Source organism: Cryobacterium sp. MDB2-A-1, from assembly GCF_004402675.1.
Taxonomy (GTDB): domain Bacteria; phylum Actinomycetota; class Actinomycetes; order Actinomycetales; family Microbacteriaceae; genus Cryobacterium; species Cryobacterium glucosi.
The window spans coordinates 398,057-424,666 of the sequence record NZ_SOFK01000028.1; the positions used below are offsets into that span (position 1 = coordinate 398,057).

Genomic DNA, 26,610 nt, shown 5'->3' on the forward strand with positions numbered 1-26,610 from the left:
ACATGGAATTCACGAATTTTGGTCACCAGGCCGGTGGCCGCGCACCGCAGGCTCCCGAGTCTCGGTACATCCTCCCCACCTTCGAAGAACGCACGGCCTACGGCTACAAGCGCCAGGACCCCTACGCGAAGCTCTTCGAGGACCGCATCATCTTCCTCGGCGTCCAGGTCGACGACGCGTCCGCTGACGACGTCATGGCCCAGCTCCTCGTGCTCGAGAGCCAGGACCCGGACCGCGACATCGTGATGTACATCAACTCACCGGGTGGCTCCTTCACCGCGATGACGGCGATCTACGACACGATGCAGTACATCCGTCCGCACATCCAGACGGTCTGCCTCGGCCAGGCGGCGTCCGCCGCCGCCGTGCTGCTCGCCGGCGGAACGCCCGGCAAGCGCCTCGCGCTGCCGAACGCACGCATCCTCATCCACCAGCCCTCGGCCGGTGGACAGGGCGGCGGCCAGGCTTCCGACATCGAGATCCAGGCAGCGGAGATCCAGCGGATGCGCGACTGGCTCGAAGAGACGATCGCGCACCACTCCAACCGCACCTCGGCGCAGGTCCACAAGGACATCGACCGCGACAAGATCCTCGGCGCCCCCGAGGCCCTCGAATACGGCCTGATCGACCAGATCCTGACGAGCCGCAAGAACGTTCCGGTCCTCGTCAAGTAGCAGTTCCCTTTCGCGACGGGGCAGGTCCCCGTTCTCCTGTCGCCCGCGCGGCGGCCGGTCGGATGCGCAAGCACCGGCAGGCCGCCGCGTTCCGGTTTTCGCCGGTCGGGCGCCGCGCGATATCCCACCCGCGGGGGATTATTACGGGTTTCCACCGATCCGCGTCGCTTGCACCCCAGTGTCACCCCCAGAGGCTAGGCTCGGTTCAGCGAAACAAGCGTTACCAGCACGACCGATGGAGGAGGCTGACGGATGGCCCGAATAGGCGAAAGCGCCGACCTGCTGAAGTGTTCCTTCTGTGGGAAGAGTCAGAAGCAGGTCCAGCAGCTGATCGCCGGTCCCGGTGTCTACATCTGCGACGAATGCGTCGAGCTGTGCAACGAGATCATCGAAGAACGCCTGGCCGAGGCCGGCGCCGAAGAGACCACGGGCGAGTTCGAACTGCCCAAGCCCAAGGAGATCTTCGGGTTCCTTGAGGAATACGTCATCGGCCAGGAAGCCGCCAAGCGCGCACTGGCCGTCGCCGTCTACAACCACTACAAGCGCGTGCGCTCCCGTGCCACGCTCACCGCCGCCGACGCGATCCACGACGACGTGGAAATCGCCAAGTCCAACATCCTCCTGATCGGCCCGACCGGCTGCGGCAAGACCTATCTCGCCCAGACGCTCGCCAAGCGCCTCAACGTGCCGTTCGCCGTCGCGGACGCGACCGCACTCACCGAGGCCGGATACGTCGGCGAAGACGTCGAGAACATCCTGCTCAAGCTCATCCAGGCCGCCGACTACGACGTCAAGCGTGCCGAGACGGGCATCATCTACATCGACGAGATCGACAAGATCGCCCGCAAGGCCGAGAACCCCTCGATCACCAGGGACGTGTCCGGTGAGGGCGTGCAGCAGGCTCTGCTGAAGATCCTGGAAGGAACCGTCGCGTCTGTGCCCCCGCAGGGCGGGCGCAAGCATCCGCACCAGGAATTCATCCAGATCGACACGACCAATGTGCTGTTCATCGTGGCCGGCGCGTTCGCGGGACTCGACGACATCATCTCCACCCGTGCTGGCAAGAAGGGCATCGGCTTCGGCGCCCCGCTGCACAGCAAGGGTGACGATGTGAACCTCTTCAGCGAGGTCCTCCCCGAAGACCTGCACAAGTTCGGACTCATCCCCGAATTCATCGGCCGGCTGCCCGTCGTCACGACGGTCACCCAGCTCGACCAGGTCGCCCTCATGCAGATCCTCACGGTTCCGAAGAACGCCCTGGTGCGCCAGTACCAGCGGATGTTCGAGCTCGACGGCGTCGAACTCGACTTCGAGCAGCCCGCACTCGAGGCCATCGCCGACCTCGCCGTGCTGCGCAAGACCGGCGCCCGGGGCCTCCGCGCGATCATGGAAGAGGTCCTCGGGCCGATCATGTTCGAGGTGCCGTCCTCCAGCGAGGTCGCCAGGGTCATCGTGACCAGGGCTGCCGTGCTCGACAACGCCGCCCCGACCATCGTGCTGCACAAGGCCGCTCGCCGCGTCGAGAAGTCCGCCTAGCCCCGAAACCCATCACGACCTGAACCGCCTCCGACCACAGTCGGGGGCGGTTTTTGGTGCAGGCGGGTCGGCGGCCACTTGACAGGGCGCCACTGGCAATATCTAATATATTGCATGCCGGTTCCCGTTCCCGATGCGCTGCATCGCCCAGCCTCCCTGCGCGACTATGCCTACGAGGCACTCCGCACCGCGATCGTCGACGGAACGCTCGCCCCCGGCGAGAAGCTTCGTGACGCCGAGCTCGAGTCCTGGCTCGGGGTCAGTCGCACGCCGATCCGCGAGGCCATCGCCCGGCTCGAAACCGCAGGTCTCGTTCGAACCGAGCGTGCCAGGCAGACCGTCGTCGCGCCGCTGGACGAACGGACGGCACTGAACGCGCAGGCGATCGCCGCAGCGCTCCACGAACTCGCCGCGCGCGAGGCGGTCGCCCAGCTCACCGCCGGGGACATCGCCGCGATGAAGGCGGCCAACGACCGGTTCCAGTTCGCCCTGGCGACGAACGACGTCGATGCCGCCATCGCCGCGGATGACGATTTCCACGACGTCGCGGTGCGCGCGAGCGCGAACCAGCTGCTGCCGGCACTGCTCGAGCAGGTCACGCCCACCCTGAGGCGCCTGGAACGCGCCCGGTTCTCCTCCCTCGCGGGGCGGGCATCCGTTGCCGACCACGAGCGCATCATCGGATTCTGCGCTGCCGGGCAAGCCGACCAAGCCGGCACGGCCGTACGCGAGAACTGGCTCACCCTCGGGCGGATGCTGGCCGCGACTGCCAACGTGACCCTGAACCCCTGAACCCCTGAACCCCTGAACCCCCACCCCGATCCAAAGGACCCCATGGCACTGCGCGATTTTCCCCGTCACCCGCTCACCTTCGGCCCGAGCCCCATTCACCCGCTCGACCGGCTCAGCGCCCACCTCGGTGGCGCCCGTGTCTGGGCCAAGCGTGATGACGTGAACAGCGGCCTCGCTTTCGGCGGTAACAAGACCCGGAAGCTGGAGTACCTGATTCCGGAGGCCCTTGCCCAGGGTGCGGACACCCTCGTCTCCATCGGCGGCATCCAGTCCAACCACACCAGGCAGGTCGCCGCGGTCGCCGCCCACCTCGGCCTGAAGGCTGTTCTGGTGCAGGAGCAGTGGGTGGACTGGCCGGACAGCGTCAACGACCGGGTGGGCAACATCCTGCTCTCCCGGCTCACCGGCGCCGACGTGCGCATCTCATCCGAGGGCTTCGGAATCGGCTTCAAGGACTCGTGGACGCAGGCCATCGCCGACGTCGTGGCCGCGGGTGGAATCCCGTATCCGATCCCGGCTGGTGCCTCCGACCACCGATTGGGCGGACTCGGCTTCGCGAACTGGGCCCACGAAGTGGCCGCCCAGGAGAAAGAGCTCGGTGTGTTCTTCGACACGATCGTGGTCTGCAGCGTCACTGGGTCGACCCACGCGGGCATGATCGCCGGATTCGCCGACCTCGAGGCGAACTTCGGGGGTCGCAAGCGGCGCGTGCTCGGGATCGACGCATCCGCCACGATCGAGGCCACTCGCGACCAGGTCGCCCGCATCGCGCGCAACACGGCGGAACTGATCGGCGTGGGGCGTCTCATCACCGACGACGAGATCACCGTGCTCGAAGGCTGGGCGGGGAACTTCTACGGGATACCGGTGGAGTCGACGAATGCCGCCATCCGGCTCACGGCGAGCCTCGAGGGCGTCATCATCGACCCCGTCTACGAGGGAAAGTCGATGGCCGGACTGATCGACCTCGTCACGACGGGCGACATTGCCAGGGACGGCAACGTCCTCTACGCCCACCTCGGCGGCCAGCCGGCAATCAACGCATACAGCGCGCTGTATCACTGAGTCTCTGCCGGGACAGGGAGGTCGGCGCGGCTAGTTCAGGCCGCGCCGGTCGAGCAGCGGCTGGATGATCGCATCGCGCCCCCTGAAGTCCCGGTACGCCTCGAGCGGGTCGATGCCGCCCCCGCGAGCGAGCAGGCGTTCCCGGAACCGCTCACCGTTCTCCCTGGTCAGGCCGCCGTGCTCGGCGAACCAGGCGCCGGTGTCCGCGTCCTGCACCTCGCTCCAGATGTACGAGTAGTAGCCCGCGTCGTACCCGCCGGAGAAGGTGTGCGCGAAATAGGTGCTCGCGTACCGGGTCGGCACGGCGGGGTTGTCGAGGCCGGCGGCGGTGAGACAGGCGGCCTCGAAGGCGGCGACATCGGTGATCTCGGTGCCGGCATCCGCTTCGATGCCGTGCCAGGCCTGGTCGAGCAGTGCGGCGGCGAGGTATTCGCTCGTCGCGAAGCCCTCGTTGAAGGTCGCAGACGCGTGGATGCCCGCGACGACCTCCGGGGGCAGCGGCTCGCCGGTCTCGCGGTTGTGCGCATAGTTCGCGAGCACCTCCGGGTCGAAGCGCCACATCTCGTTGACCTGGCTCGGGAACTCGACGAAGTCCCGGTACACGTTCGTCCCGGCGAATTTCGGGTAGGTGACCCGCGCGAAAAGCCCGTGGAGGGCGTGCCCGAACTCGTGGAAGAGCGTGGTGACCTCGTCGAGGCTCAGCAGCGTGGCCTCCCCGGCGGCCGGCTGCGGCACATTGAGGTTGTTGCAGACGATCACGGGCGTGCCGAGCAGATCCGACTGCGAGACGAGGGCGTTCATCCACGCCCCGCCGCGCTTGGAATCCCGGGTGTACACGTCGAGGATGTACAGGCCGACGGGGGAGCCGTCCTCCTCGCACACTTCGAACACCCGCGCATCGGGGTGCCACGCGGCGAGCGAGGCACGTTCGGTGAAGGTCACCCCGTAGAGGCGCTGGGCGGCGTAGAAGACGCCGTCGCGCAGCACGCTCTCGAGCTCGAACCAGGGGCGCAGGGCGGCCGTGTCGACGTCGTACCTGGCCCGGCGCATCCGCTCGGAGTAGAACGCCCAGTCCCAGGCGGCGATGTCGAAGCCCTCCGCGAGGATCCCCGCAGCGACGTCGGCGTCGACGAGGGCCTGCAGTTCGGCCTGCTCGGCGCGCGCGTTGCGGGCGGCCGGAACCGCGAGCCGGTGCAGCAGGTCCCCGACGGCGGCGGGCGTCCTGGCGGTCTCGTCGGCCGTGACCGCGGCCGCGTGGGTCGCGAAGCCGAGCAGGCGGGCGCGTTCGGCGCGGAGGCGGGTGATCGACAGCACGAGGGCGCGGTTGTCGTGCTCTCCGCCACGGATGCCCCTGGCACGCGAGGCGGCGAGCAACCGTTCGCGCACGCCCCGGTTGGTGAGCAGCGCGAGGTAGGGGTGGCCGGTGAAGAGCACGAGGGTGATCACGAAACGGCCGGGCATGCCACGGTCGGTTGCGGCCTGGGCCGCGGCGGAGAGCTGGCCGGCAGAGAGACCGTCGAGCTCCGAAGCGTCGTCGACGACGAGGGCGAGGTCGTTGGTGTCGGCGAGAAGGTTCTTCTCGAACCGGGTTGTGGCGACGGAGAGCCGCGTGTTGAAGTCGCGGAGCAGCGCCTTGTCTGCGTCGGACAGCCCGGCGCCGGCGAGGGTGAACTGGGTGAAATACCGCTCGAGGAGGTACCGGGTCTCCGGGTCGAGCCCGAGCTCGTCTGCGCGCGCGTGCAGGGCCGCGATGCGCGCGAAGAGCTCGGGGCGCAGCCGGATCGCGTCGGAGTGGGCCGCGAGCAGGGGAGCGAGCTCCTCCTCCAGGGCGATCGTGAACGGGCTGGAATCTGAGGAGCTCCGGTTGAAGAACACCGCGGCGACCCGGTCGAGCAACTGGCCGCTCCGTTCAAGCGCCAGCAGGGTGTTCGCGACGGACGGCTCCGCGGGGTCGGAACAGATCGTTTCGACCTCGGCGAGCTGCTCGGCCATGCCTTCGAGGAACGCGGGCCGGTAGTGCTCGTCGCGAATGGCGGCATACGGCGGGAGTTGGAACGGGAGCGTGCTCGGCCGGGCGAAGGGGTTGTGCTGGTCCATGCCTTAAACCTAGTTCCGAATTCAGGAGTACGACCCGCCAGTGGGGTGCCGGAGCCCGGATCAGTGCGGCGGATGCCGGCCAGCGGTGTCCTCCGGGATCCCGACTCCTGAATTCGGTACAGGTCCTAGGCTGTCAGCATGACCGCCGAGCAAACACGCGAGCCCGCACACTCCCAGCCGGACGACAGGGACGCCGACCGCGTCGAGATCGCCCCGCACGGCGAGGCGATCCGCGACACCTATACGCACGGGCACCACGAGAGCGTGCTCCGCTCGCACACCTGGCGTACCGTCCTGAACTCGGCCGCGTACCTGATCCCGCACCTTACGCCGGGGCTGAGGGTCCTCGATGTCGGCTGCGGGCCTGGCACGATCACGGTCGACCTCGCGCGCCGGGTTTCTCCGGGCACGGTCACCGGCGTCGACGCCTCCGCTGCGATCGTCGCCCAGGCGGCCGGGCTCGCCGTCGACGAGGGTGTGCCCAACGTCGCCTTCCGGGTCGGCGATGTCTATGCCCTCGACTTCGCGGACGACAGCTTCGACCTCGTGCACGCGCACCAGGTGCTTCAGCACCTGGCCAACCCGGTCGCCGCCCTGAGGGAACTCCGCCGCGTGCTGAAACCGGGCGGCATCCTCGCCGCCCGCGATGTCGACTACGGCGGCGTGGCCTGGTACCCCAAGCTCCCCGGCCTCCAGTCCTGGATGACCGCCTACCGTGCGGTGCACTACTGGAACGGAGGTGATCCAGACGCCGGCCGCGCGCTCAAGGCCTGGGCCAGGCTCGCCGGCTTCGACGCGGTGACGAGCAGTGCGTCCATCTGGTGCTTCGCCACGGATGCCGAGCGCGACTGGTGGGGGGAATCCTGGGCCCTGCGCGCGACCGAGTCCGATTTCGCCGCGCACGCGATCGAATCCGGGGCCGCCGACCTCACCGACCTGCGCGCCATGTCCGCAGCCTGGCGGCAGTGGGCAGGCGACCCCGATGGCTGGTTCGGCATGCCGCACGGCGAGATCATCGCGGTCAAGTAGCTTTTGTCACCGAGCAGGGGACCTCAGGAAAAGTAGACTCGAGCGTGCCCTTCCTCGACCGCCTCCAGCACTGGGCCGCCCTGCAGCCGGACGCGAACGCCGTCACGATTGGTGCGGACCGGCTCAGCTACGCCGAACTCCAGGTCCGGTCGAGCCGCCGCGCCCGCGAACTGGCGGGGGAGTCGTCCGGCGGCCCGACCGTGCTCTGCCTGCCGAACGGTCTCGACTTCGTCGTGGACTTCGTCGCCGCGGTCGCGGGCGTGGGTACTGTCGCCGTGCTCGACCCGGACTGGCCGGCCCTGCAGCGCACGGCGATCGAGCGGATGCTGCGCGAGGCCGGCTCGACGCCGCTACCGGCGTCTTCATCGCGGGCGCCGACGACGCCACCGGCGCCAGCCGGCCTCCGCGACGGGCCAGCGGATTCGGTCTTCCTCTACGGCTTCACCTCGGGCACCACCGCGCTGCCCAAGGCTTTCACCCGCGGCAGGGACTCCTGGCAGCGGGCCTTCGCAGCGAGTTCCGCCTTGTTCGACCTCCGCGCCGACGACCGGGTCCTCGCCCCCGGACCGCTGTCGGCGAGCCTGACGCTCTACGCCCTCGCCGAAACCCTCTACGCGGGGGCTGCGTTCCACACCCTGCCGCACTTCGACGTCGGCGATGCCCTCGACTCCGTGGCACACGCCGGCGTGACCCGCATCGTCGCCGTCCCGACCGCGCTCCGAATGCTCGCCGAGCGGGGTTTGATCGCCGGCGTGGACGGAGGCGCGCTCACCGCGATCGTCAGCGCGGGCGCCCGGCTCGACGCCGCCACTCTCGCGAGTGTCCGGAACTGGGCGCCCCGAGCTACGGTCTTCGACTATTACGGCGCCGCGGAACTGAGCTTCGTCACCGCCAGGCGACTCCGCCCCGGTGAGGACCGGACCGAGTCGCCGACGGCCGTCGGCCGGCCGTTCCCCGGCGTCGACGTGCGCGTCCTCGATGACGCGGGCCGGGCATCCGCCCCCGGAGCCACCGGGACCATCGTCGTGCGCAGCCGCCTGGTCAGCGCAGGCTACGCCTGGGGCGACGACGGCACGGCGTTCGCCCGCGTCGCTGCTGACCAGACCGGCGAGTGGTGCACGGTCGGCGACCAGGGCCATCTCGACGACGCCGGCGAACTGCACTTCGAGGGCCGCCGGGCCGACATGATCGTCACCTCCGGTCACAACGTCTACCCGCAGGAGGTCGAGGCGACCCTCCTCACCGGCCTCGGCGGCTCCGCTGCAGGCGGGGCCGGAGCACAGGTCGTCGTGACCGGCCTCGCGGATGCCCGGCGCGGTACGCTGCTCGTCGCCGCGCTCCTCGAGGCACCCGACCCCGGCGCTGGGGCGTTCACCCTCGCCGACCTGCGGACGGCCGCGACCGGCCTCGCCCCGCCGAAACGCCCGCGCGCCTATTACCGGATCACGGACCTGCCCGTCACCCGGGCGGGCAAGGTCAGCCGCCGCCTGCTTGCCGACTGGATCACCGAAGGAGACCCCCGTGTCGAGCGCCTCGACTGAGCACACCGCTGCGGCTCCTGCCGCCGACCGCGAGCCCGTCATCCTCTGGGGCCGTCGCACGGCCTTCGGGCGAAGCGGCGGAGCCCTGTCCCTGATCACCGCCGACCGGCTGCTCGCCCCCGTGCTCTCCGCGGTCGTCGCCGACCTCGGCCTCGATCCCGCGCACATCGACGACGTGATCATCGGGAACGCCACGGGCGGCGGCGGGAACCTCGCCCGCCTCGCGCTGCTCGAGGCCGGATTCCCGGTGAGCGTGCCGGGCCTGACCGTCGACCGGCAGTGCGGGTCCGGGCTGGAGGCGATCGTGCTCGCCTGCCGCCTCGTCGCCGCGGGCGCCGGCAGCCTCTACCTGGCCGGCGGTGTCGAGAGCTGCAGCACCGCGCCCCTCCGCGCGCACCGCGTGAGTTCGGCGCCGGGGGAGCCGGACTTCTTCGATCGCGTCCGGTTCGCGCCGGATTCGGTCGGCGACCCCGACATGGGCGTCGCCGCCGAGAACGTGGCCGCGCACTTCGGAATCGGCAGGGAACGCCAGGACGCCTTCGCCGCCCGCAGCCACCGTCTCGCCGTCGCCGCCGCGGGTGCGGGAGCGTTCGAGGCAGAGATCGTCGGGATCGCCGGCATCGACGGGACGGGCGCACGCGTCACGGCCGACGAAGGTCCCCGCCCGAAGCTCGACGCTGCCCTGCTCCGCCGCTTCCCAGCGGCCTTCCGCCCGGGCGGAACGGTCACGGCCGGCAATTCCTGCGCAGACGCCGACGGCGCCGTGGTCGTGCTCGTCACGAGCAGGGCCCGCGCGATGGACCTCCTGGCGAGCGGCTCATTGCAGGCCGGAACGGGCAGCCCCGGCTTCCTCACCTTCGTCGACGCCGTCCCGGCCGGAACCGACCCGAACCTGCTCGGTGCCGGCGGCGGCGAGGCAGGCAGGTCCCTGCTCGCGCGCACGGGCGTCCCTGCCGAGGCCCTCGCTCGCGTCGAGATCGTCGAAGCCTTCGCAGCCCAGGTGCTCGCCTCCCTCGACCTGATCGACGTGCCGGAGGACAGAGCCAACCGGCAGGGCGGCGCGCTCGCCCTCGGGCACCCGTTCGGCGCATCCGGTGCCCTGATCGTGCTGCGGCTTCTGGCACAGTCCCGCGCCGACGGTGTCGAGGGGGCGGATTCCCCGAAGGGGGCGGATGCCCCGAAGGGGGCGCACGCCCTCGCCATGGTCAGCATCGCCGGCGGTCTCGGGCTCGCGGCGCTCTTCCGTTGGGAGGGCGCGCCCGGCTAGGGGTTCGTTCGTCTCAGGGCTCTTCCGCTGGGCGACAGGGCAGGCCAGTATGAAGCTGCAGACGCAGGGGCGACGGGAGGACACATGGCCAGGCTGATCTACTCGGGCATCACGTCGCTCGACGGGTACACAGCGGATGCCGCCGGTGATTTCGACTGGGCGACGCCCGACGAGGAGGTGCACGCCTTCATCAACGCCCTCGAACGCAAGATCGGCACCTACCTGTACGGACGCAGGATGTACGAGACGATGGCGTTCTGGGAGACCGCGAGAGAACTCGTCGATCCGCCCGACGTGGTGCGGGAGTACACCGATATCTGGCAGGCCGCCGAAAAGGTCGTCTACTCGCACAACCTCGCGGCGGTCACGACGACGCGGACGCGCATCGAGCGCTCCTTCGACGCCGCCGAGGTACGCAGCCTCGTCGCGGACAGCAGGCTGAGCGTGTCCATCGGCGGTCCTGGGCTCGCCGCGCACGCGCTCAAGGCGGGCGTTGTCGATGAGATCCACCGTTTCGTGACGCCGATCATCGTCGGCGGCGGCACCCGGTTCCTGCCGGAGCACCTGAGGATGCCGCTCGAGCTCCGGGGTGAACGACGATTCCGAAACGGAATGGTGTACCTGCGGTATGTCGTGCCGCAGGCCTGATCCGCGGGCCCGGCGGCCCGGCCCCTGCCGCCGGGATCCGGGGGCGGGCGACCGGTCGTGACCCGGCAGAAGCGCCAGCGGCTGCTGATCGCGCTTGTCCAGGTCCTGGCCATGTCCGCCTGGTTCTCCGCGTCCGCGGTCGTTCCTGCGCTCAGGCTGGAGTGGAATATCTCGACGGTCGACGCGGTCTGGCTGACGGCATCCGTGCAGCTCGGTTTCGTGGTCGGCGCCGTCCTGTCCGCGGTCCTGAACGCGGCGGACCGGATACCGCCCCAGCTGTTGATGGCTGGGTGCGCGCTGGGCACCGCCGGGTGCATTCTCGCATTCACCGCGACGGCGACGGACCTCGCGACGGCGCTCCTCCCGCGCTTCCTGACCGGTGCGCTGCTGGCGGGCGTGTACCCGGTCGGGATGAAACTCACGGCGTCCTGGGCGCCGTCCCTGGCCAGGGGGCGGGCCTTCGGCCTGATGATCGCGGCCCTGACCCTCGGCTCAGCACTGCCGCACCTCGTCCGCGGACTGCCCGATCTGGCGTGGCGGGACGTGATGAACGTCTCCGCGGTTCTCGCCGCGGTCGCCGCGGTCGTTGCGGCGCTCCTGATCCGGTCGGGCCCGCACGGTTCGTCCGGGAGCGCCCCGATCAACCCGCGGTACGCCGTGGACATGTTCAGGGACAGACGTTCTCGCCTGGCCAATTTCGGCTACTTCGGCCACATGTGGGAGTTGTTCGCGCTCTGGACCTGGCTGCCCGCCTTCGTTCGCGCCGGCCGGTCGGCGGCGGGAGAGTCCGTGGCGGCCTGGGACACACTCGTCATCTTTCTCGTGATCGGGGTGGCCGGTGCGTCCGGCGCCCTGCTGGGCGGGTGGGCGGCCGACCGATACGGTCGCGGTACTGCGGGTGCCGGAGCCCTGATCGTCAGCGGCAGCTGTGCCCTCGCCTCTCCGCTGTTCTTCACTGCGGCGCCGGTGACCCTCGTCATCGTCCTGGCGGTGTGGGGCGCATCCGTCATCGCCGATTCCGGCGTCTTCTCCACTTCGCTCAGCGAGTCCGCCGATCCGCGCTACGTGGGCACGGCATTGACCGTCCAGACGGCCATCGGCTTCCTGATCACAGTCGTCACGATCCAGGTCGTCCCGGTGCTCGCCGGACTCGTGGGCTGGCAGTACGCCCTGCTGGTCCTGGTGCCCGGTCCCATCCTGGGCGCCGCCGCGATGATCCGTCTCGCCCTCTCGGCGGGACCGGACCGGCCGGGCGCGACGGAACCGGTGATCCCGCGCGACTGATACCCGCGGGACCTCCGGGTCTAGATCCAGTCCTCGTCGTCCTCGACCTCGATCGAGGGCTGCGTGATCGTTGCGCTGTCGTCGACCGCGTTGTAGCGGATGACGGTGCCGTCATCGAGCTCGATCACCGGCTTGGCCTCGAGCCAGGTCAGCGTCCAACGCCACGAATCCGTACCGTCCTTCGGGGCGACAGTGAGGTCCTGCTCGACCGTGCTGACCGCGAGGAGGACGACCTCGGGCAGACCGGACGGCGCCGTGCCGCCGAACGACCAGCGGGTTCCCACCTGCAACGGGCTCAGAGCTCGATCTCGTAGGTGACCCAGTCGGTGCGGGTGCCGACGTCGTCGTAGAGACGCTGGGCGGTCTCGTTGTCCGCGGCGGTGATCCACTGCACGGTCGTGAGCTTGTGCTCGGCCGCGTAGTCCTTGGCGAACTCGATCAGCGAACGGCCGACGCCGCCCGTACGGTGCTCCGGCACGACGAACAGGTCGTCGATGAAGAGACCGCGGGTGGCGCTGAGCGTGTTCGGCACCTCCCGGTAGTGCGCGAAGCCCACGAAGTCGCCGTCGTCACTGACTGCGACCGCGCCGTTCAGCACGTGGTTCCGATCGATGATCCAGCTCCAGACGCGGAGGGCCTTCTCATCGGTCAGTTCGCTCTTGTAGAACTCGCTGTAGCCCTCGAAGAGGCCCAGCCAGGCGAAAAAGTCCTTGTCGCCCAATGCTCGTACGTGAATAGCCATCTGGTTCTCCCTAACTCTCCGACACCGTGGCGAGCACGATTTCCGTGACTGCCAACTCGCCGCCTTCGACAAAAACCAATTCCGAGATCCGGCCGACAGCCTGCAGATCTGCGGCAGCCTGCGCGAGCAGGGCAACCTCTGCAGCCGTACCGCTAATTACAGCAGATGCGACGTCGGTTTTCTGGGACGCTTTCGCATCCGTCTTTCCGCGCCGGATGCCGGTGAGCGCGCGACTGGACAGCTCGAGCAGTGCGGGGTTCCCCCCTGAACCTGCGGCGAGGTCTGCCGCGATGGGCCAGGCGGCCCGGTGCACGGATCCCTCGTTGGACCAGGACCACGCCTCTTCGGTCGCGAACGGCACGAACGGGGCGAACAGACGGAGCAGGGTCGACAGTGCGGTGCGGAGCGCCGCGACGGCCGAGGCCTGCCCGGCGCCGGCTTCGCCGTACGCGCGTTCCTTGACGAGCTCGAGGTAGTCGTCGCAGAACGTCCAGAAGAAGCTCTCGGTGACCTCGAGGGCGCGGGCGTGGTCGTAGCTGTCGAACGCGGTCGTCGCCTGGGCGACGACACTCGTGAGGCGGGCGATCATGCTGCGGTCGAGGGGCTCGGTGATCGCGGCGTCCGCTGCCCCGTCGAAGCCGAGGATGAACTTCGACGCGTTCAGGATCTTGATCGCGAGGCGACGGCCGATCTTGATCTGCGTCGGGTTCTTGGGGTCGAAGGCCGCGTCGGTGCCGAGGCGCGAGGAGGCGGCCCAGTAGCGCACGGCATCCGAACCGTGCTGCACGAGCATGTCGGCGGGGGTGACGACGTTGCCCTTGGACTTCGACATCTTCTTGCGGTCGGGGTCGACGATGAACCCGGACAGGGCCGCGTGCTTCCACGGGGACCGGCCGTCCTCGAGTTCGGCGCGGAGCAGGGTGGAGAACAGCCAGGTGCGGATGATGTCCTGGCCCTGCGGGCGGAGCGAGTACGGGTAGACGAGGTCGAAGAGCTGTGGGTCGCGCTCCCAGCCGCCGGCGAGCTGCGGGGTGAGCGAGGACGTCGCCCAGGTATCCATCACGTCGACCTCGCCGACGAAACCGCCGGCCTGGCCGCGCTGGGTGCTTGCGTACCCCGGCGCGGTGTCGGAAGAGGGGTCGACCGGGAGCTGGTCGCGGGTGGCGACGATCGGCTGGTCGAAGACCGGGTTCGCGTCGGCATCCAGCGGGTACCAGACCGGAAGCGGAACTCCGAAGAAGCGCTGGCGGGAGACGAGCCAGTCGCCGGTGAGGCCGTTGACCCAGTTGTCGTAGCGGACCTTCATGAATTCGGGGTGCCACTGCAGGTCGGCGCCGTGCGAGAGCAGGCGGGACCGGAGTGCCTCGTCGCGCGCTCCGTTACGGATGTACCACTGGCGGGTCGACACGATCTCGAGGGGCTTGTCGCCCTTCTCGAAGAACTTGACCGGGTGCACGATCGGCTTCGGTTCGCCGATCATGTCGCCGCTCGCCGTGAGAAGGGCGACGACGGCCTGCTTGGCCGAGAAAACGGTCTTTCCGGCGAGCTCGGCATACGCGGCGATTCCGGCTTCGCTCGTGATGACCTCGGGCGCCTCGGCGATGATGCGGCCGTCGAAGCCCATGATCGCGCGGTTCGGCAGGTCGAGCTCCCGCCACCAGACCACGTCGGTCACGTCGCCGAAGGTGCAGATCATCGCGATGCCGCTGCCCTTGTCCTTCTGGGCGAGGTGGTGGGCGAGGATAGGAACTTCGACGTCGAAGAGCGGGGTGCGCACGGTCGTGCCGAAGAGGTGCTTGTAGCGCTCGTCGTCCGGATGCGCGACGAGGGCCACGCAGGCCGGCAGCAACTCGGGCCGGGTGGTCTCGATCTCGATCGTGGAACCGTCGGGCTTGCGGAAGGAGACCCGGTGGTACGCGGCGGGCATGTCCTTGTCCTCGAGCTCGGCCTGCGCGACGGCCGTGCGGAAGGTGACGTCCCAGAGGGTCGGCGCCATGGCCTGGTAGGCCTCGCCGCGGGCGACGTTGCCGAGGAAGGCGAGCTGGGAGGATGCGATCGAGTGCGAACCGATCGTGCGGTAGGTCTGGGTCCAGTCGACGCTCAGGCCGAGGTCGCGCCAGAGCGCTTCGAACTGCTTCTCGTCTTCGAGGGTGAGGCGTTCACAGAGTTCGATGAAGTTGCGGCGGCTGATCGGGACTTGGTCGGCGGCCTTGGTGCTCTTGCCGTCGCCGCCCTCGAAGGGCGCGGTGAAGTCGGGGGCATACGGCAGCGACGGGTCGCAGCGCACGCCGTAGTAGTTCTGCACCCGGCGTTCGGTCGGCAGGCCGTTGTCGTCCCAGCCCATCGGGTAGAACACGTCGCGGCCGCGCATCCGCTGGAAGCGGGCGACGACGTCGGTGTGCGTGTACGAAAACACGTGGCCGATGTGCAGTGAGCCGGACGCGGTCGGCGGGGGAGTGTCGATGGAGAAGATGTTCGCCCTGGTCGCGGAGTCGCGGTCGAAGCGGTACGTGCCCTCGGTGTCCCAGGTGCCGCCCCATTTGTTCTCGAGGCCCTCGAGGGCTGGCTTGTCCGGAACGTTCGGGATCGTCATGGTTCTCCGATTCACTGTCTGCGGCACCGTGTCTGCGGTGAGGTGCCTGAATATTGGCCTAACCCAACCTACCCGATGCCCCGTTCACCGGCGATTCGGGGGGGGGGGGGCAGGGGGCGGGCAGGCGCGGCACGGCGTCGAGCAGGCGCCGGGTGTACGGATGCGCCGGCGCGGCGAAGACCTGCTCCGTCGGGCCGGTCTCGACGGCCGATCCGTTCTCGATGACGACGATCCGGTCGCTGACGTGCTGCACGACGCCGAGGTCGTGCGAGATGAACACGAGACTCAGGCCGAGGTCGCGCTGCAGCTCGTCGAGGAGGTCGAGCACCTGGGCCTGCACGGTCATGTCGAGCGCGGACACCGGTTCGTCGCAGATCAGGACCTGCGGCCGCTTCGCGAGGGCGCGCGCGATGCCGACCCGCTGTCGTTGGCCGCCGGAGAGCTCGAGCGGGCGGCGGCCGAGCACGGCCGCGCCGAGCCCGACCCGGTCGAGGAGCTCGACCGACCGGTCCGCGGAACCGGCGGCGTCGCGGAGGACGGCGCCGACGGTGAGCCGCGGGTCGAAGGAGGCCAGGGCGTCCTGGTAGACGGCGCCGAGCGCCGGTCGCATCGGTCGGCGGGCGCGTTCGGTGATCCCGGTCCAGGTCTCGCCGAGCACCCGGACCTCGCCGGCGTCCGGGGACTCGAGCGCGAGCAGCAGCCGGGCCAGCGTGGTCTTGCCCGAACCGGACTCACCGACGATGCCGAGCGTCGTGCCGCGGTCGAGCGTGAAGGACACGTCGTTGACGGCGAACAGCCGGCTCCGGTCGGGCATCCGGAAGCTCTTGACGAGCCCGGAAGCCTCGAGCACGACGCGATCGGCGACCGCGGGAACGGCAGCAGGAACGGCCCCAGGAACGACACCGGGTGCCGGCCGGTTCGGCCGGTCCTGCGCCGAGAGCCGGGCTCCTCGGGGCTGCCCGGCCGGGACCGCGGCGATCATCCGCCGGGTCTCGTCGTGCCGAGGGTCGTCGAGGAGCGCGCGGGTCGTGCCGGTCTCGACGATCCGGCCGCCGCTCATCACCGCGACGCGGTCGGCGATCCGGCTGACGACGGCGAGGTCGTGGCTGATCAGCACGAGGGCCGTCCCGGCGTGCAGCAGAGCCTCGAACAGGTCGAGGATCCTGGCCTGCACGGTCACGTCGAGGGCCGTCGTCGGTTCGTCGGCGATGAGCAGGGGCGGCCGCAGCGCGATCGCCGATGCGATCAGGGCGCGTTGGCGCTGGCCGCCGGAGAGTTCACCGGAACGCTGGCCGGCCCGGAGCTCGCCGTCGGGAAGCCCGACCTCGGCGAGGAGCTCGAGCACCCGGCGAGCCCGCGCGGCCGCAGAGAGGTTCGTGTGCAGCCGCAGGGTGTCACCGATCTCGCGCCCGATCGGCCGCAGCGGGTCGAGCGACACGAGCGCGTCCTGGAGCACGAGTCCCACGTCCCTGCCGCGCCTCCGCCGCCAGGCGTTCTCGCTCAGACCGAGCACGGATGTCCCGCCGACGCTCAGCTCGTCGGCGTGCAGCCACGATCCGGTCCCGGCCAGGCCGAGCAGGCTGCGCGCCGTGAGGCTCTTCCCCGAACCGGATTCGCCGACGATCGCGAGGCATTCCCCGGGAGCGACCTCCAACGACACGTCGTCGACAAGGGGATCCCGTCCGGGTTTACTTCCGAAACCGACGCTCAGCCCGCGGACCAGCAGGGCCGGCGCGCCGGCATCCGCCCGCGCCCCCGTCACGCGTGCCTCAGCCGTCGCTCGATCGCGCGCCCGAGAACGGTCGCGGAGATCGCGGTGAGCACGACGAAGAGTCCGGGGAAGAAACTCATCCAGACGGCGGTGTTCAGGTAGGTGCGCCCGGCCGAGAGCATCGCGCCCCATTCCGCGGCGGGCGGTTTGGCGCCGAGGCCGAGGTAGCTGAGCGCCGCCGCCCAGATGATGGCCTGGCCGATGCCCAGGGTGCCGAGCACGAGGAGCGGTGCGAGCGTGTTCGGGAGGATGTGCCGCACGAGGATCCGGGTGCGGCTGCGACCGAGAACGGTCGCGGCCTCGACGAAGGCCGAGGATCGCACGGAGACGAGCTGGGCGCGGATGATGCGTGCGTAGCCGGGCGCGGTCGCGAGACCGACGGCGAGGGTCGCCGTCGCCGGCCCCGGCCCGAAGACCATGATGAACAGCAGGGCGAGCAACAGGCCGGGGAACGCGAACATGACCTCGAGCAGTCGGTTCACGGTGAAGTCCACGATCGAACCGAGCATGCCGGCGATGATCCCGAGCACGGCCCCAAGGCCGAGGCCGATCAGTGTCGCCGCCACGCCGATCTGGAGCGAGCCCCCGGTGCCGTGGCTGACCCGGGTGTAGACGTCGCGCCCGGATTCGTCCGTGCCGAACCAGTGCGCCGACGAGGGGGGCTGGAACGCCGCGCGCGGGTCGATCGCGAGCGGGTCTCCCGGCGCCACGAGGCCGGGTGCGAAGGCGGCAAGGAGCAGGAACAGCACAAAACCGGCGGCGAGGACCTCGGTGAGGCCGACCCGACCGCCGAACCGCGTGCCGAACCTCGTGCCGAGGCCCCTTCCCGTCTGGCGCCGCGCCGCAGCCCCGGCGAGGCCGGCCTGGATCTCGAGGTCGCTCATGCGCGCCGCAGCCTCGGGTCGGCGATCCGCTGGGCGACATCGGTCAGAAGGGTCATCAGGATGTAAGCGGCGGCGACGAACAGCACGACACCGATCACGACAGGCACGTCCCGCACCGTGACGGCGTTCAGCAGGGTGCGGCCGAGTCCCGGCCTGGCGAAGATCGTCTCGACGACGACGGCCCCGCTGATCAGCGAACCGAACGCCCAGCCGGAGAGGCTGATCCCGGGCAGGCTCGCGTGCCGCAGCACGTGCACCCGGCGGATGCCGCCCTCACTTTCCCCCCTGGCCCGCGCGGAGACGACGAACGGGGCTTCGAGCGCCGTGAGCATCGACTCCCGCATGAGCTGGCCGAGGAAACCGGCGAGCGGGATGGCGAGGGTCAGCACGGGCAGCACGAGTCCGGCAGGGCCTGGGGTGCTGACCGGCGGCAGCACGCCGAGCCAGCTGCTGAACACGACGATGAGCGCGCTCGCGAGCCAGAAGTGCGGCAGGGCGGCCGCGCCGATTTCGAGGCCGGAACCGAGCATCCGCCCCCAGCGGCCTGCGCGGGTGGAGAACAGGGCGAGGCCGATCGCGAACAGCCACGCGAGCAGCAGGGAGAGCACGGCGAGAAGCAGGGTGCCACCGAGCTGCCCGAGCAGGAGCGGCGCGACGGGGACGCGGAGCGCGTACGAACGGCCGAGGTCGCCCGTGACGAGGCGGCCGAGCTCGGCGACGTACTGCACAGGGAGCGGCTGGTCGAGGCCGTACTGGGCCCGCACCGCCGCGAGCGCTTCCGGCGAGGTCTGCGATCCCGGTCCGCCGAGCACGGCCTCCGCCGGGTCGCCGGGGACGAGCCGCATCGCGAAGAAGGTGACGGTCGCGACGAGCCAGAGCACGAGGACGGCCCCGCCGAGCCGGGCCATCGCTCGCAGCAGGGCTCGACGCGGCAGGGCGCGCCGCAGTACGGCCGGCCGGGAGAGGCCGGCCGGGTGGGCTCCGGTTACCGGTTCAGCCACGCGTCGTAGAACGTGGGCGTCGACACCGTCGGCATCGCCCGGGTGCCCGAGACGACGGAGGAGAGCAGGTAATGGTTCTGCTGGTCGTACAGCGGCAGCACGTAGAAGCCCTCGAGGACACGGTTCTGCGCCTGGGCGTACAGTGCGGCGCGCTTGGGTGCATCCGCCGTCTGGGAGGCCTCGGTCAGCCAGGCGTCGACCTCGGGGTCGTTGACCTGGGCGTGGTTGGCGAAGTACCCGCTCGGGGCCGGCACGATGCCGGCCGAGTCGAAGAGGGTGCGGAGCACGTCGGGGCCCACCTTCGTGTACGGCGCGCTCACCGCATCATAGGAGTTCGAACCGAGGGCGGTGTACCAGGCCGACAGGTCGAGCGGCGAGAGCACCACGTCGAAGCCCACGGCCTTCGCGGTCGCCTGCAGCTGCTCGAACAGGGACTGCTCCGCCGGGATCGACTGGTTGGTGCTCACCGGGAAGACGACGGACAGGCGCACGCCGCCCTTCGTGCGGTACCCGTCGGAGTCCCGACCGGTCCAGCCGGCCTCGTCGAGAAGGGTGGCGGCGGCCTCGGGGTCGTAGCCGAACAGGTCCGGCCGGGACACCCCGAGCGGCTCGATGCTCGAGAGCGCCGAGAACGAGCGGGTCGCCGTGCCCTGGAACAGGCTCGCAACCGCGGAGTCGACGTCGGAGGCACGGACGAAGGCCTCGCGCACGAGCGGGTCGTTGAACGGGGCCCTGCCCGAGTTCAGCTCGATCCGGTTGGATGCGCCAGGCCGGGGCGCGTCGAGGTGGCGGATGGTGCTGCTCTTCCCGGCCTGCACGATGGTGTCCGGCTGGGCGTTGTCGATCACGTCGACGGCGCCGGACTGCAGGGCGGCGTAGCGGGAGGCCGAGTCGGGGATGAACCGCCAGACGATGGAGTCGAGGTAGGCGGGCCCGGTGTGGGCGGCGTCGGCAGGCGGGGAGGTGTACGCGTCGTTCCTGACGAGGGTGATCGCGTCCTGCTTGACCCAGGAGGCGACCGTGAACGGACCGGTCCCGACCGGGGCCGCGCAGTTCTCGTCCTGGCTGCGGGCGAGCGCCGTCGGCGACTCCATCGCGAGCCACGGCTGGCTGAGTGACTCGAGCAGGGCACTGTCTGGTTCGCTCAGGGTCAGGCGCACCACGGTGGGGGAGACGACGGATGTCGACACCACCTTCCGCACGGCGAGGTACCCGGTCGACGATCCCGTCTTCGGGTCCTGCACGTGCGCGATGTTCGCCTGCACGGCCGCCGCGTCGAAGGGCGTCCCGTCGGTGAAGGTCACGTTCTCGCGGAGGGTGAAGTCCCACGCGAGGCCGTCGGCGCTCTGCGACCAGCTCGACGCGAGCCACGGGATGATCGTGCCTGCGCTGTCGCGGGAGGCGAGCGACTCGAGGAACTGGGTGCCGACGAGGGCCTGCGGATAGTTGCCGCCGACGTGCGGGTCGAGGCACGTCGGTTCGGCGTCGCCGGAGGCGTAGTTGAGCGTGCCGCCGGAGACGGGAGCGGTGCTCTCCGTGGCCTGCGGGGATGCGGAACACCCGGTCAGGAGCAGGGCGAGGGTGGCGACGGCGACGAGCGAACGCGGCACGCGTGAGTGGTGAACCAGAGGGGGCATGGGGAAGGAATCTCTCTCGGCGTAGCGGGGCCGGGCCGGGTCCCATCGTAAAACATCACGGTCCGGCCCGAAATTCCCGTAAGTATCGCTCCGACGGGATAGAATTGCGCTCGCATGACAGTGATCCGGCCATCACCGGTGAGTCTTCGGAAGAACGGGAACCGTCGCAAGGCGGACCCCTGGTAGAACCGAACGGGTCGGGCCCGTCACAGCCTCTGAACAAGCGGTCGTCACAGCACGAAGACGGCAAGCGAGGTGGTACCGCGTCGAGTCTTCCCGGAGTCGGCGTCCTCGTGGAACAGGGCCTGTCGGCCCCTTTTGTCCAGGAGATGCACGTGTACCCCAAAGCCCCGCCCTTCCCCGCAGCAGACGACCAGGCCGCAGCACCCGAGCAGGCCGCGCTCGCCGCATCCACCCCCATCGTGCCCTCGCCGAACTTCCCGGCGATCGAGACAGAGGTGCTCGCGTACTGGGCGGCCGACGGCACCTTCCAGGCGTCGATCGACAACCGGGCGGATGAGCCGGAGTGGGTCTTCTACGACGGCCCACCCTTCGCGAACGGCGTGCCGCACTACGGGCACCTCCTCACCGGTTACGCGAAGGACCTGTTCCCGCGCTTCCAGACCATGCGCGGCAAGCTCGTGCACCGCCGCTTCGGCTGGGACACCCACGGCCTCCCGGCCGAGCTCGAGGCCGAACGGCAGCTCGGAATCACCGACAAGGCCGACATCGAGAAGCTCGGCATCGCCGCCTTCAACAAGGTCGCCCGCGACTCCGTGCTCAAGTACACCGACGACTGGCAGCGCTACGTCAACCGCCAGGCCCGCTGGGTCGACTTCGAGAACGACTACAAGACACTCGACATCACCTTCATGGAATCCGTGATCTGGGCGTTCAAGACCCTGCACGACAAGGGCCTCGCCTACGAGGGCTACCGGGTGCTTCCGTACTGCTGGCGCGACCAGACGCCGCTCTCCAACCACGAGCTCGGCATGGACGCCGACGTCTACAAGATGCGCCAGGACCAGACCGTCACCGTGACGTTCCCGCTCGTGGGCACGAAGGCGGAAGCCCTCGGCCTCACCGCGGTGCGCGCCCTCGCGTGGACGACGACCCCCTGGACCCTGCCGACCAACCTCGCCCTCGCCGTCGGGCCGGACATCGTCTACGCCGTCGTCCCGGCCGGTCCGAACGGCACGCCAGACGCGACCGTGCTCCGCGAGGAGTCGGTCACCGGCAGCGACGACGCCCGCGTGGACGTGTCCGTGCTCGGCGCCGAGTACCTGATCGCGATCGACCTCGTCGGCAACTACGCCAAGGACCTCGGCTACGACACGCCTGAGGAGGCCTCCGCGGCCGTTGCGCGCACGGTCACGGGACGCGAACTCGAGGGTGTCGCATACGACCGTCTCTTCGACTACTACGCCGACGCATCCGTCTGGAACACCCAGAAGGCCTGGACGATCCTGCTCGCCGACTACGTCACGACCGCAGACGGCACCGGCATCGTGCACCAGGCGCCCGCGTACGGCGAAGAGGACCAGAAGGCCTGCGAGGCCGCCGGCATCCCCGTGATCATCTCCCTCGACGAGGGCGGCAAGTTCCTCGCCGACGTGCCGGAGGTCGCCGGCCTGCTGTGGTCAGACGCGAACAAGCCGCTCACCCAGATGCTCAAGGCCGAGGGCCGGCTGCTGCGCCAGGCCAGCTACGAGCACTCGTACCCGCACTGCTGGCGCTGCCGCAACCCGCTGATCTACAAGGCGGTGTCGAGCTGGTTCGTGCGCGTCACCGAGTTCCGCGACCGCATGGTCGAACTCAACCAGGACGTCACCTGGGTGCCGGAGAACGTCAAGGACGGCCAGTTCGGCAAGTGGATCGGCAACGCCCGCGACTGGTCGATCAGCCGCAACCGGTACTGGGGCTCGCCGATCCCGGTCTGGAAGAGCGACGACCCGAACTACCCCCGCACGGATGTCTACGGCTCGCTCGACGAGCTCGAAGCCGACTTCGGGGTGCGCCCGACCGACCTGCACCGCCCGTACATCGACGAGCTCACCCGGCCGAACCCGGACGACCCCACCGGGGCTTCCACGATGCGCCGGATCACCGACGTGCTCGACGTCTGGTTCGACTCCGGGTCGATGCCGTTCGCGGCCGTGCACTACCCCTTCGAGAACCGCGACTGGTTCGACACCCACAACCCCGCCGACTTCATCGTCGAGTACATCGGCCAGACCCGCGGCTGGTTCTACCTGCTGCACGTGCTCTCGACCGCTCTCTTCGACCGGCCGGCGTTCACCAACGTCGTGAGCCACGGCATCGTGCTCGGCAACGACGGCCAGAAGATGTCGAAGTCGCTGCGCAACTACCCCGACGTCTTCGAGGTCTTCGACCGCGATGGAAGCGACGCGATGCGCTGGTTCCTGATGAGCTCCTCCGTACTGCGCGGCGGCAACCTCATCGTCACGGAGGAGGGCATCCGGGAGGCCACCCGCCAGGTGATGCTGCCGCTCTGGAGCACCTGGTACTTCTTCTCGCTCTACGCCAACGCCTCGGGGGAGTACGGCTACGACGCCGTCTGGCGCACCGACTCGACCGACGTGCTCGACCGGTACCTGCTCGCGAAGACCCGCGACCTCATCGTCGACGTCACGAGCGACCTCGAGGCGCTCGATTCGACCCAGGCGACCGCCCGCCTCCGCGACTTCGCCGACGTGCTGACCAACTGGTACGTGCGGCGCTCCCGGGACCGCTTCTGGACCGGCGCCGTCGCCGGCGGTACGGCCACGGAAGCCTTCGACACCCTGTACACCGTGCTCGAGACCGTCTGCCGGGTCGCCGCGCCGCTTCTGCCGCTCGTCACCGAGCGGATCTGGCAGGGATTGACCGCTGGCCGCAGCGTGCACCTGACGGACTGGCCGGACGCCGGCCTCTTCCCGTCGGACCACGGGCTCGTCACCGCGATGGACCAGATCCGCACGATCAGCTCCACCGTGCTCTCGCTGCGCAAGCAGGCGGGCCTGCGCGTGCGGCTGCCGCTCGCGCAGCTCACCGTCGTCACGACCGAAACGGCGGCACTCGCCCCGTTCGAGGCGATCCTGCGCGACGAGCTCAACGTGAAGAGCGTGAACCTCGTCGAACTCGCCGAGGACAGCGCGGCGAACTACGGCATCACCTCCCGGCTCACCGTCAACGCCCGCGCGGCCGGGCCCCGGCTCGGCAAGCAGGTGCAGGCCGCGATCAAGGCCGCGCGCAGCGGCGACTGGAGCGAAACCGACGGGATCGTGACCGCAGGCGGCATCGCGCTCGAGGCCGGCGAATACGAACTCGTGCTGCAGGCTGGCACAGGGGCGAGCAACGCCGACGCGGCATCCGCGGCCGTCGAGCAGACCGGACCCGCCCTCGCGCTGCTCCAGGGCGGCGGCTTCGTGCTGCTCGACACCGTGACCACGCCGGAGCTCGAGGCCGAGGGCTTCGCCCGCGACCTGATCCGCGCCGTGCAGGACACCCGCAAGTCGGCCGGATTCTTCGTCGCGGACCGGATCCGCCTCGACCTCGTCTTCTTCGACCAGGCCGACCTCGACACCCTGCGCCTCGCGCCGGGAGTCGACGTGGCCGCGGAAACGCTCACCGTGCGCTTCGCCGCGCACGCCCCGACCGAGGTCGACCCGGCCATCCTCGCGGGCACGGTGCCCTCCGAGTGGCTGGAACAGCTCGCGGGGGCCCCCGTCGAGCACTACGTGCGCTTCGAGGCCGGCCACTACGCCAACCGCGGGCCGGTGCTCGTCGCCGTCGCCCGAGAGAACGGAATCGTGAATGTCTGATTCGATGGACCAGAACCTGCCCGAAGACGACGAGTACCGCGACGCGGGAGAGGCCGTCTTCGCAGCCCTCCTCGACCGGGTCGGCGAAGCCGCTCCACGACCGCGGCTCGCCCCGACCCGGCGGGTCGTCGAACTGCTCGGCGACCCGCAGGCCACCTACCCGGTGATCCACATCACGGGCACCAACGGGAAGACCAGCACGAGCCGGATCACCGAGAGCATCCTGCGCGCGTACGGACTGCGCACCGGCATGATGACGAGCCCGCACCTGGTCCGCCTCAACGAACGGATCGTGATCGACGGGGAACCGATCAGCGACCGCGCCCTCGCCGCGAACTGGGAGGACATCCAGCCGTACCTCGCGATGGTGGACGCCGAACTCGGTGCGAAGAACGAGGAGCCGCTCACTTTCTTCGAAGCCCTCACCGTGCTCGCCTTCGCCTGCTTCGCGGACGCTCCCGTCGATGTCGCCGTGATCGAGGTCGGCATGGGCGGCGAATGGGACTCCACAAACGTGGCCGACGGCCTCGTCGCCGTCGTCACCCCGGTCGCGCTCGATCACACCAAGCGGCTCGGAAGCACCGTCGCGGAGATCGCCCGCACCAAGGCAGGGATCATCAAGCCTGCGGCATCCGTCATCAGCGCCCGGCAGGCCGAGACCGTGCAGGCCGAACTGGAACGCGCCGTCGAACTGACCGAATCGACCCTCGCGAGCGAGGGGGAGGAGTTCGCCCTGCTCGACAGCCAGGTCGGCGTCGGCGGGCAGCTCATCACGGTGCGCGGCCTCGCCGCGACATACCCCGACCTGTTCCTGCCGATGTACGGCACCCACCAGGCGCACAACGCTGCCGTCGCGATCGCCGCCGTCGAGTCCTTCCTCGGCGCGGGCACCCGCCCGCTCGACCACGACATCCTCACGGAGGGGCTCGCGACCGCGACCTCACCCGGGCGGCTGCAGCTGATCGGCATCGAACCGACCGTGCTCGTGGATGCCGCGCACAACCCGCACGGGGCCGGCGCCCTCGCCGAGGCACTCGGCACCTACTTCCACTTCGATGAGGTCGTCGCCGTGATCGGGATCCTCGCCGACAAGGACGCAGCGGGCATCGTCGCGGCGCTCGCTCCCGTCGTGACCCGGTTCCACGTCACCCAGTCCCAGTCCGACCGGGCGATCCCCGTCGACGACCTCGCCGACATCGTCGCGGCCGGAACGGACGAGGATGCCGTCAGCCGCTTCGACGACGTCGCCGACGCCCTCGACGCCGCGAGGACCTGGGCCGCAGACGCCCCACGTCGCGGCGTGATCGTCACCGGTTCGATCACCCTGGTCGGCGAGGCCCTGTCGCTCGCCGTAGCCAGGGAGTGGCTCAAGAAATGACCGACGCCCCGCGTTCGCGGCGGAACCGTTCTGTGCGCGAGTCGCTCGCGTCGATCGTGCTCGGCTTCGAGACGATCATCGTGTTCCTCGCGGCGCTGCTGCTCTTCGGGCTCGGCTCGTTGCCGGCCTGGCTCGCCCTCGGCGGGGGAGCACTGCTCTGCCTCGTCATGGTCGCGACGATCGGCCTGCTCCGCTACAACTGGTCATACGCGATCGGCTGGATCGTCCAGGCCATCATCGTCCTGACCGGGTTCGTCAACCCGGTCATGTTCATCGTCGGCGCACTGTTCACCGGCATGTGGGCATACTGCATGGTCACCGGCTCGAGACTAGACAACAACAAGGAGAACTCATGAGTACCCCGGTCCAAGAAACCCTCGTCCTGGTGAAGCCCGACGGCGTCGCACGCAACCTCTCCGGAGAGATCCTGCGACGCATCGAGCAGAAGGGATACTCCCTCGTCGACATCAAGCTCGTGCAGGCCGACCGTTCGCTTCTCGCCGAGCACTACGCGGAGCACGCGGGCAAGCCCTTCTTCGAGCCCCTCGTCGAGTTCATGGAGAGCGGGCCGATCCTCGCGATCCGCATCGCCGGCGAACGCGTCATCGAGGGCTTCCGCTCCCTCGCGGGCACGACCGATCCCACGACCGCAGCACCCGGCACGATCCGCGGCGACCTCGGCCGCGACTGGGGTTCCAAGGTCCAGCAGAACCTCGTGCACGGTTCAGACTCGCCAGAGTCCGCGTCCCGCGAACTGGCGCTCTGGTTCGACTAGAACTGCAGCCCCGTCGCGCCGAGTGTCGCCGTCCCCGCCGAAACCAGGCGGAGGAACGGCGACACTCTGCGG

Annotated in this window: 21 protein-coding genes; 13 read left to right on the top strand and 8 right to left on the bottom strand. The window is 69.7% G+C overall.

All coding sequences use genetic code 11. The features are described 5' to 3' along the window. Positions 1 to 2: 2 nt before the first annotated feature. The 4 genes from E3O39_RS11145 (at position 3) to E3O39_RS11160 (ending at position 4,067) form a co-directional block, all read left to right on the top strand. Positions 3 to 674: an ATP-dependent Clp protease proteolytic subunit gene (locus tag E3O39_RS11145; RefSeq protein ID WP_134447890.1), complete on the top strand. Its 672-nt coding sequence runs from the start codon at positions 3 to 5 to the stop codon at positions 672 to 674. 252 nt (positions 675 to 926) lie between these two features. Then, positions 927 to 2,210: an ATP-dependent Clp protease ATP-binding subunit ClpX gene (clpX, locus tag E3O39_RS11150; RefSeq protein ID WP_134447892.1), complete on the top strand. Its 1,284-nt coding sequence runs from the start codon at positions 927 to 929 to the stop codon at positions 2,208 to 2,210. 114 nt (positions 2,211 to 2,324) lie between these two features. Continuing rightward, complete coding sequence (locus E3O39_RS11155) at positions 2,325 to 3,002, top strand: GntR family transcriptional regulator (RefSeq protein ID WP_134447894.1); 678 nt, start codon at positions 2,325 to 2,327, stop codon at positions 3,000 to 3,002. A gap of 42 nt (positions 3,003 to 3,044) precedes the next feature. Beyond that, the gene (locus tag E3O39_RS11160) at positions 3,045 to 4,067 is read left to right on the top strand and encodes a 1-aminocyclopropane-1-carboxylate deaminase (RefSeq protein WP_134447896.1); all 1,023 of its coding nucleotides are present in this window, start codon (positions 3,045 to 3,047) and stop codon (positions 4,065 to 4,067) included. Between the two features lie 30 nt (positions 4,068 to 4,097). Here the strand turns inward: E3O39_RS11160 and E3O39_RS11165 are convergent, their stop codons facing one another. After that, positions 4,098 to 6,164 (bottom strand): M3 family metallopeptidase, encoded by a 2,067-nt coding sequence (locus E3O39_RS11165; RefSeq protein WP_134447898.1) that lies wholly within the window; start codon positions 6,162 to 6,164, stop codon positions 4,098 to 4,100. A 138-nt stretch (positions 6,165 to 6,302) separates the two neighbouring features. On the opposite strand from E3O39_RS11165, the gene E3O39_RS11170 reads away from it, so the two are divergent. The 5 genes from E3O39_RS11170 to E3O39_RS11190 all read left to right on the top strand — a co-directional run bounded on the left by E3O39_RS11170 (position 6,303) and on the right by E3O39_RS11190 (position 11,933). Next, positions 6,303 to 7,193 carry a methyltransferase domain-containing protein gene (locus E3O39_RS11170; protein ID WP_134447900.1) on the top strand — a complete coding sequence of 297 codons (891 nt, stop codon included), beginning with the start codon at positions 6,303 to 6,305 and terminating at the stop codon, positions 7,191 to 7,193. A 44-nt stretch (positions 7,194 to 7,237) separates the two neighbouring features. Beyond that, a complete protein-coding gene (locus E3O39_RS19500) occupies positions 7,238 to 8,734 on the top strand; it encodes a class I adenylate-forming enzyme family protein (protein ID WP_241985045.1) in 1,497 nt (498 codons plus the stop codon). Beyond that, entirely contained in the window at positions 8,715 to 10,001 is a 1,287-nt protein-coding gene (locus tag E3O39_RS11180; RefSeq protein WP_241985046.1) for a thiolase family protein, read from the top strand. The genes E3O39_RS19500 and E3O39_RS11180 overlap by 20 nt, the downstream gene beginning before the upstream one ends. Before the next feature lie 84 nt (positions 10,002 to 10,085). Continuing rightward, positions 10,086 to 10,649: a dihydrofolate reductase family protein gene (locus tag E3O39_RS11185; protein ID WP_134447906.1), complete on the top strand. Its 564-nt coding sequence runs from the start codon at positions 10,086 to 10,088 to the stop codon at positions 10,647 to 10,649. Between the two features lie 57 nt (positions 10,650 to 10,706). Beyond that, entirely contained in the window at positions 10,707 to 11,933 is a 1,227-nt protein-coding gene (locus E3O39_RS11190) for an MFS transporter (RefSeq protein ID WP_198413425.1), read from the top strand. A gap of 20 nt (positions 11,934 to 11,953) precedes the next feature. Here the strand turns inward: E3O39_RS11190 and E3O39_RS11195 are convergent, their stop codons facing one another. From E3O39_RS11195 to E3O39_RS11225, 7 genes are all read right to left on the bottom strand, one after another. Next, the gene (locus E3O39_RS11195; RefSeq protein ID WP_241985047.1) at positions 11,954 to 12,217 is read right to left on the bottom strand and encodes a hypothetical protein; all 264 of its coding nucleotides are present in this window, start codon (positions 12,215 to 12,217) and stop codon (positions 11,954 to 11,956) included. An 11-nt stretch (positions 12,218 to 12,228) separates the two neighbouring features. Further along, complete coding sequence (locus E3O39_RS11200) at positions 12,229 to 12,675, bottom strand: GNAT family N-acetyltransferase (protein WP_134447910.1); 447 nt, start codon at positions 12,673 to 12,675, stop codon at positions 12,229 to 12,231. Positions 12,676 to 12,685: 10 nt separating this feature from the next. After that, positions 12,686 to 15,268: a valine--tRNA ligase gene (valS, locus tag E3O39_RS11205; protein WP_134447912.1), complete on the bottom strand. Its 2,583-nt coding sequence runs from the start codon at positions 15,266 to 15,268 to the stop codon at positions 12,686 to 12,688. A gap of 58 nt (positions 15,269 to 15,326) precedes the next feature. Further along, positions 15,327 to 17,030 carry an ABC transporter ATP-binding protein gene (locus E3O39_RS11210; RefSeq protein ID WP_198413426.1) on the bottom strand — a complete coding sequence of 568 codons (1,704 nt, stop codon included), beginning with the start codon at positions 17,028 to 17,030 and terminating at the stop codon, positions 15,327 to 15,329. Further along, positions 17,027 to 17,923, bottom strand: a complete 897-nt coding sequence (locus E3O39_RS19310; RefSeq protein ID WP_134447916.1) for an ABC transporter permease — start codon at positions 17,921 to 17,923, stop codon at positions 17,027 to 17,029. Before E3O39_RS19310 ends, E3O39_RS11210 begins: the two co-directional genes overlap by 4 nt. Continuing rightward, positions 17,920 to 18,831: an ABC transporter permease gene (locus E3O39_RS11220; RefSeq protein ID WP_134448106.1), complete on the bottom strand. Its 912-nt coding sequence runs from the start codon at positions 18,829 to 18,831 to the stop codon at positions 17,920 to 17,922. The genes E3O39_RS19310 and E3O39_RS11220 overlap by 4 nt, the downstream gene beginning before the upstream one ends. Positions 18,832 to 18,908: 77 nt before the next feature. After that, positions 18,909 to 20,561, bottom strand: a complete 1,653-nt coding sequence (locus tag E3O39_RS11225; protein WP_134447918.1) for an ABC transporter substrate-binding protein — start codon at positions 20,559 to 20,561, stop codon at positions 18,909 to 18,911. 329 nt (positions 20,562 to 20,890) lie between these two features. Here E3O39_RS11225 and ileS point away from each other — a divergent pair, with 329 nt between their 5' ends. From ileS to ndk, 4 genes are read left to right on the top strand one after another with little or no spacing between them, the layout of a single operon-like run. Next, the gene (gene ileS, locus E3O39_RS11230) at positions 20,891 to 24,385 is read left to right on the top strand and encodes an isoleucine--tRNA ligase (protein WP_134448108.1); all 3,495 of its coding nucleotides are present in this window, start codon (positions 20,891 to 20,893) and stop codon (positions 24,383 to 24,385) included. Continuing rightward, the gene (locus E3O39_RS11235; RefSeq protein ID WP_241985048.1) at positions 24,378 to 25,763 is read left to right on the top strand and encodes a folylpolyglutamate synthase/dihydrofolate synthase family protein; all 1,386 of its coding nucleotides are present in this window, start codon (positions 24,378 to 24,380) and stop codon (positions 25,761 to 25,763) included. Before ileS ends, E3O39_RS11235 begins: the two co-directional genes overlap by 8 nt. Then, on the top strand, positions 25,760 to 26,119 hold the full coding sequence (locus E3O39_RS11240; protein ID WP_134447920.1) for a DUF4233 domain-containing protein: 360 nt from the start codon (positions 25,760 to 25,762) through the stop codon (positions 26,117 to 26,119). Before E3O39_RS11235 ends, E3O39_RS11240 begins: the two co-directional genes overlap by 4 nt. Continuing rightward, the gene (gene ndk / locus E3O39_RS11245; RefSeq protein WP_134447922.1) at positions 26,116 to 26,538 is read left to right on the top strand and encodes a nucleoside-diphosphate kinase; all 423 of its coding nucleotides are present in this window, start codon (positions 26,116 to 26,118) and stop codon (positions 26,536 to 26,538) included. Before E3O39_RS11240 ends, ndk begins: the two co-directional genes overlap by 4 nt. The last annotated feature ends 72 nt before the right edge of the window (positions 26,539 to 26,610 follow it).

Excerpts from the sequence above, each read along its gene's own strand:
- E3O39_RS11145 (WP_134447890.1), top strand. The coding sequence starts at position 3 with ATGGAATTCACGAATTTTGGTCACCAGGCCGGTGGCCGCGCACCGCAG.
- clpX (WP_134447892.1), top strand. The coding sequence starts at position 927 with ATGGCCCGAATAGGCGAAAGCGCCGACCTGCTGAAGTGTTCCTTCTGT.
- E3O39_RS11155 (WP_134447894.1), top strand. The coding sequence starts at position 2,325 with ATGCCGGTTCCCGTTCCCGATGCGCTGCATCGCCCAGCCTCCCTGCGC.
- E3O39_RS11160 (WP_134447896.1), top strand. The coding sequence starts at position 3,045 with ATGGCACTGCGCGATTTTCCCCGTCACCCGCTCACCTTCGGCCCGAGC.
- E3O39_RS11165 (WP_134447898.1), bottom strand. The coding sequence starts at position 6,164 with ATGGACCAGCACAACCCCTTCGCCCGGCCGAGCACGCTCCCGTTCCAA.
- E3O39_RS11170 (WP_134447900.1), top strand. The coding sequence starts at position 6,303 with ATGACCGCCGAGCAAACACGCGAGCCCGCACACTCCCAGCCGGACGAC.
- E3O39_RS11185 (WP_134447906.1), top strand. The coding sequence starts at position 10,086 with ATGGCCAGGCTGATCTACTCGGGCATCACGTCGCTCGACGGGTACACA.
- E3O39_RS11200 (WP_134447910.1), bottom strand. The coding sequence starts at position 12,675 with ATGGCTATTCACGTACGAGCATTGGGCGACAAGGACTTTTTCGCCTGG.
- valS (WP_134447912.1), bottom strand. The coding sequence starts at position 15,268 with ATGACGATCCCGAACGTTCCGGACAAGCCAGCCCTCGAGGGCCTCGAG.
- E3O39_RS19310 (WP_134447916.1), bottom strand. The coding sequence starts at position 17,923 with ATGAGCGACCTCGAGATCCAGGCCGGCCTCGCCGGGGCTGCGGCGCGG.
- E3O39_RS11220 (WP_134448106.1), bottom strand. The coding sequence starts at position 18,831 with ATGGCCCGGCTCGGCGGGGCCGTCCTCGTGCTCTGGCTCGTCGCGACC.
- E3O39_RS11225 (WP_134447918.1), bottom strand. The coding sequence starts at position 20,561 with ATGCCCCCTCTGGTTCACCACTCACGCGTGCCGCGTTCGCTCGTCGCC.
- ileS (WP_134448108.1), top strand. The coding sequence starts at position 20,891 with ATGCACGTGTACCCCAAAGCCCCGCCCTTCCCCGCAGCAGACGACCAG.
- E3O39_RS11235 (WP_241985048.1), top strand. The coding sequence starts at position 24,378 with ATGTCTGATTCGATGGACCAGAACCTGCCCGAAGACGACGAGTACCGC.
- E3O39_RS11240 (WP_134447920.1), top strand. The coding sequence starts at position 25,760 with ATGACCGACGCCCCGCGTTCGCGGCGGAACCGTTCTGTGCGCGAGTCG.
- ndk (WP_134447922.1), top strand. The coding sequence starts at position 26,116 with ATGAGTACCCCGGTCCAAGAAACCCTCGTCCTGGTGAAGCCCGACGGC.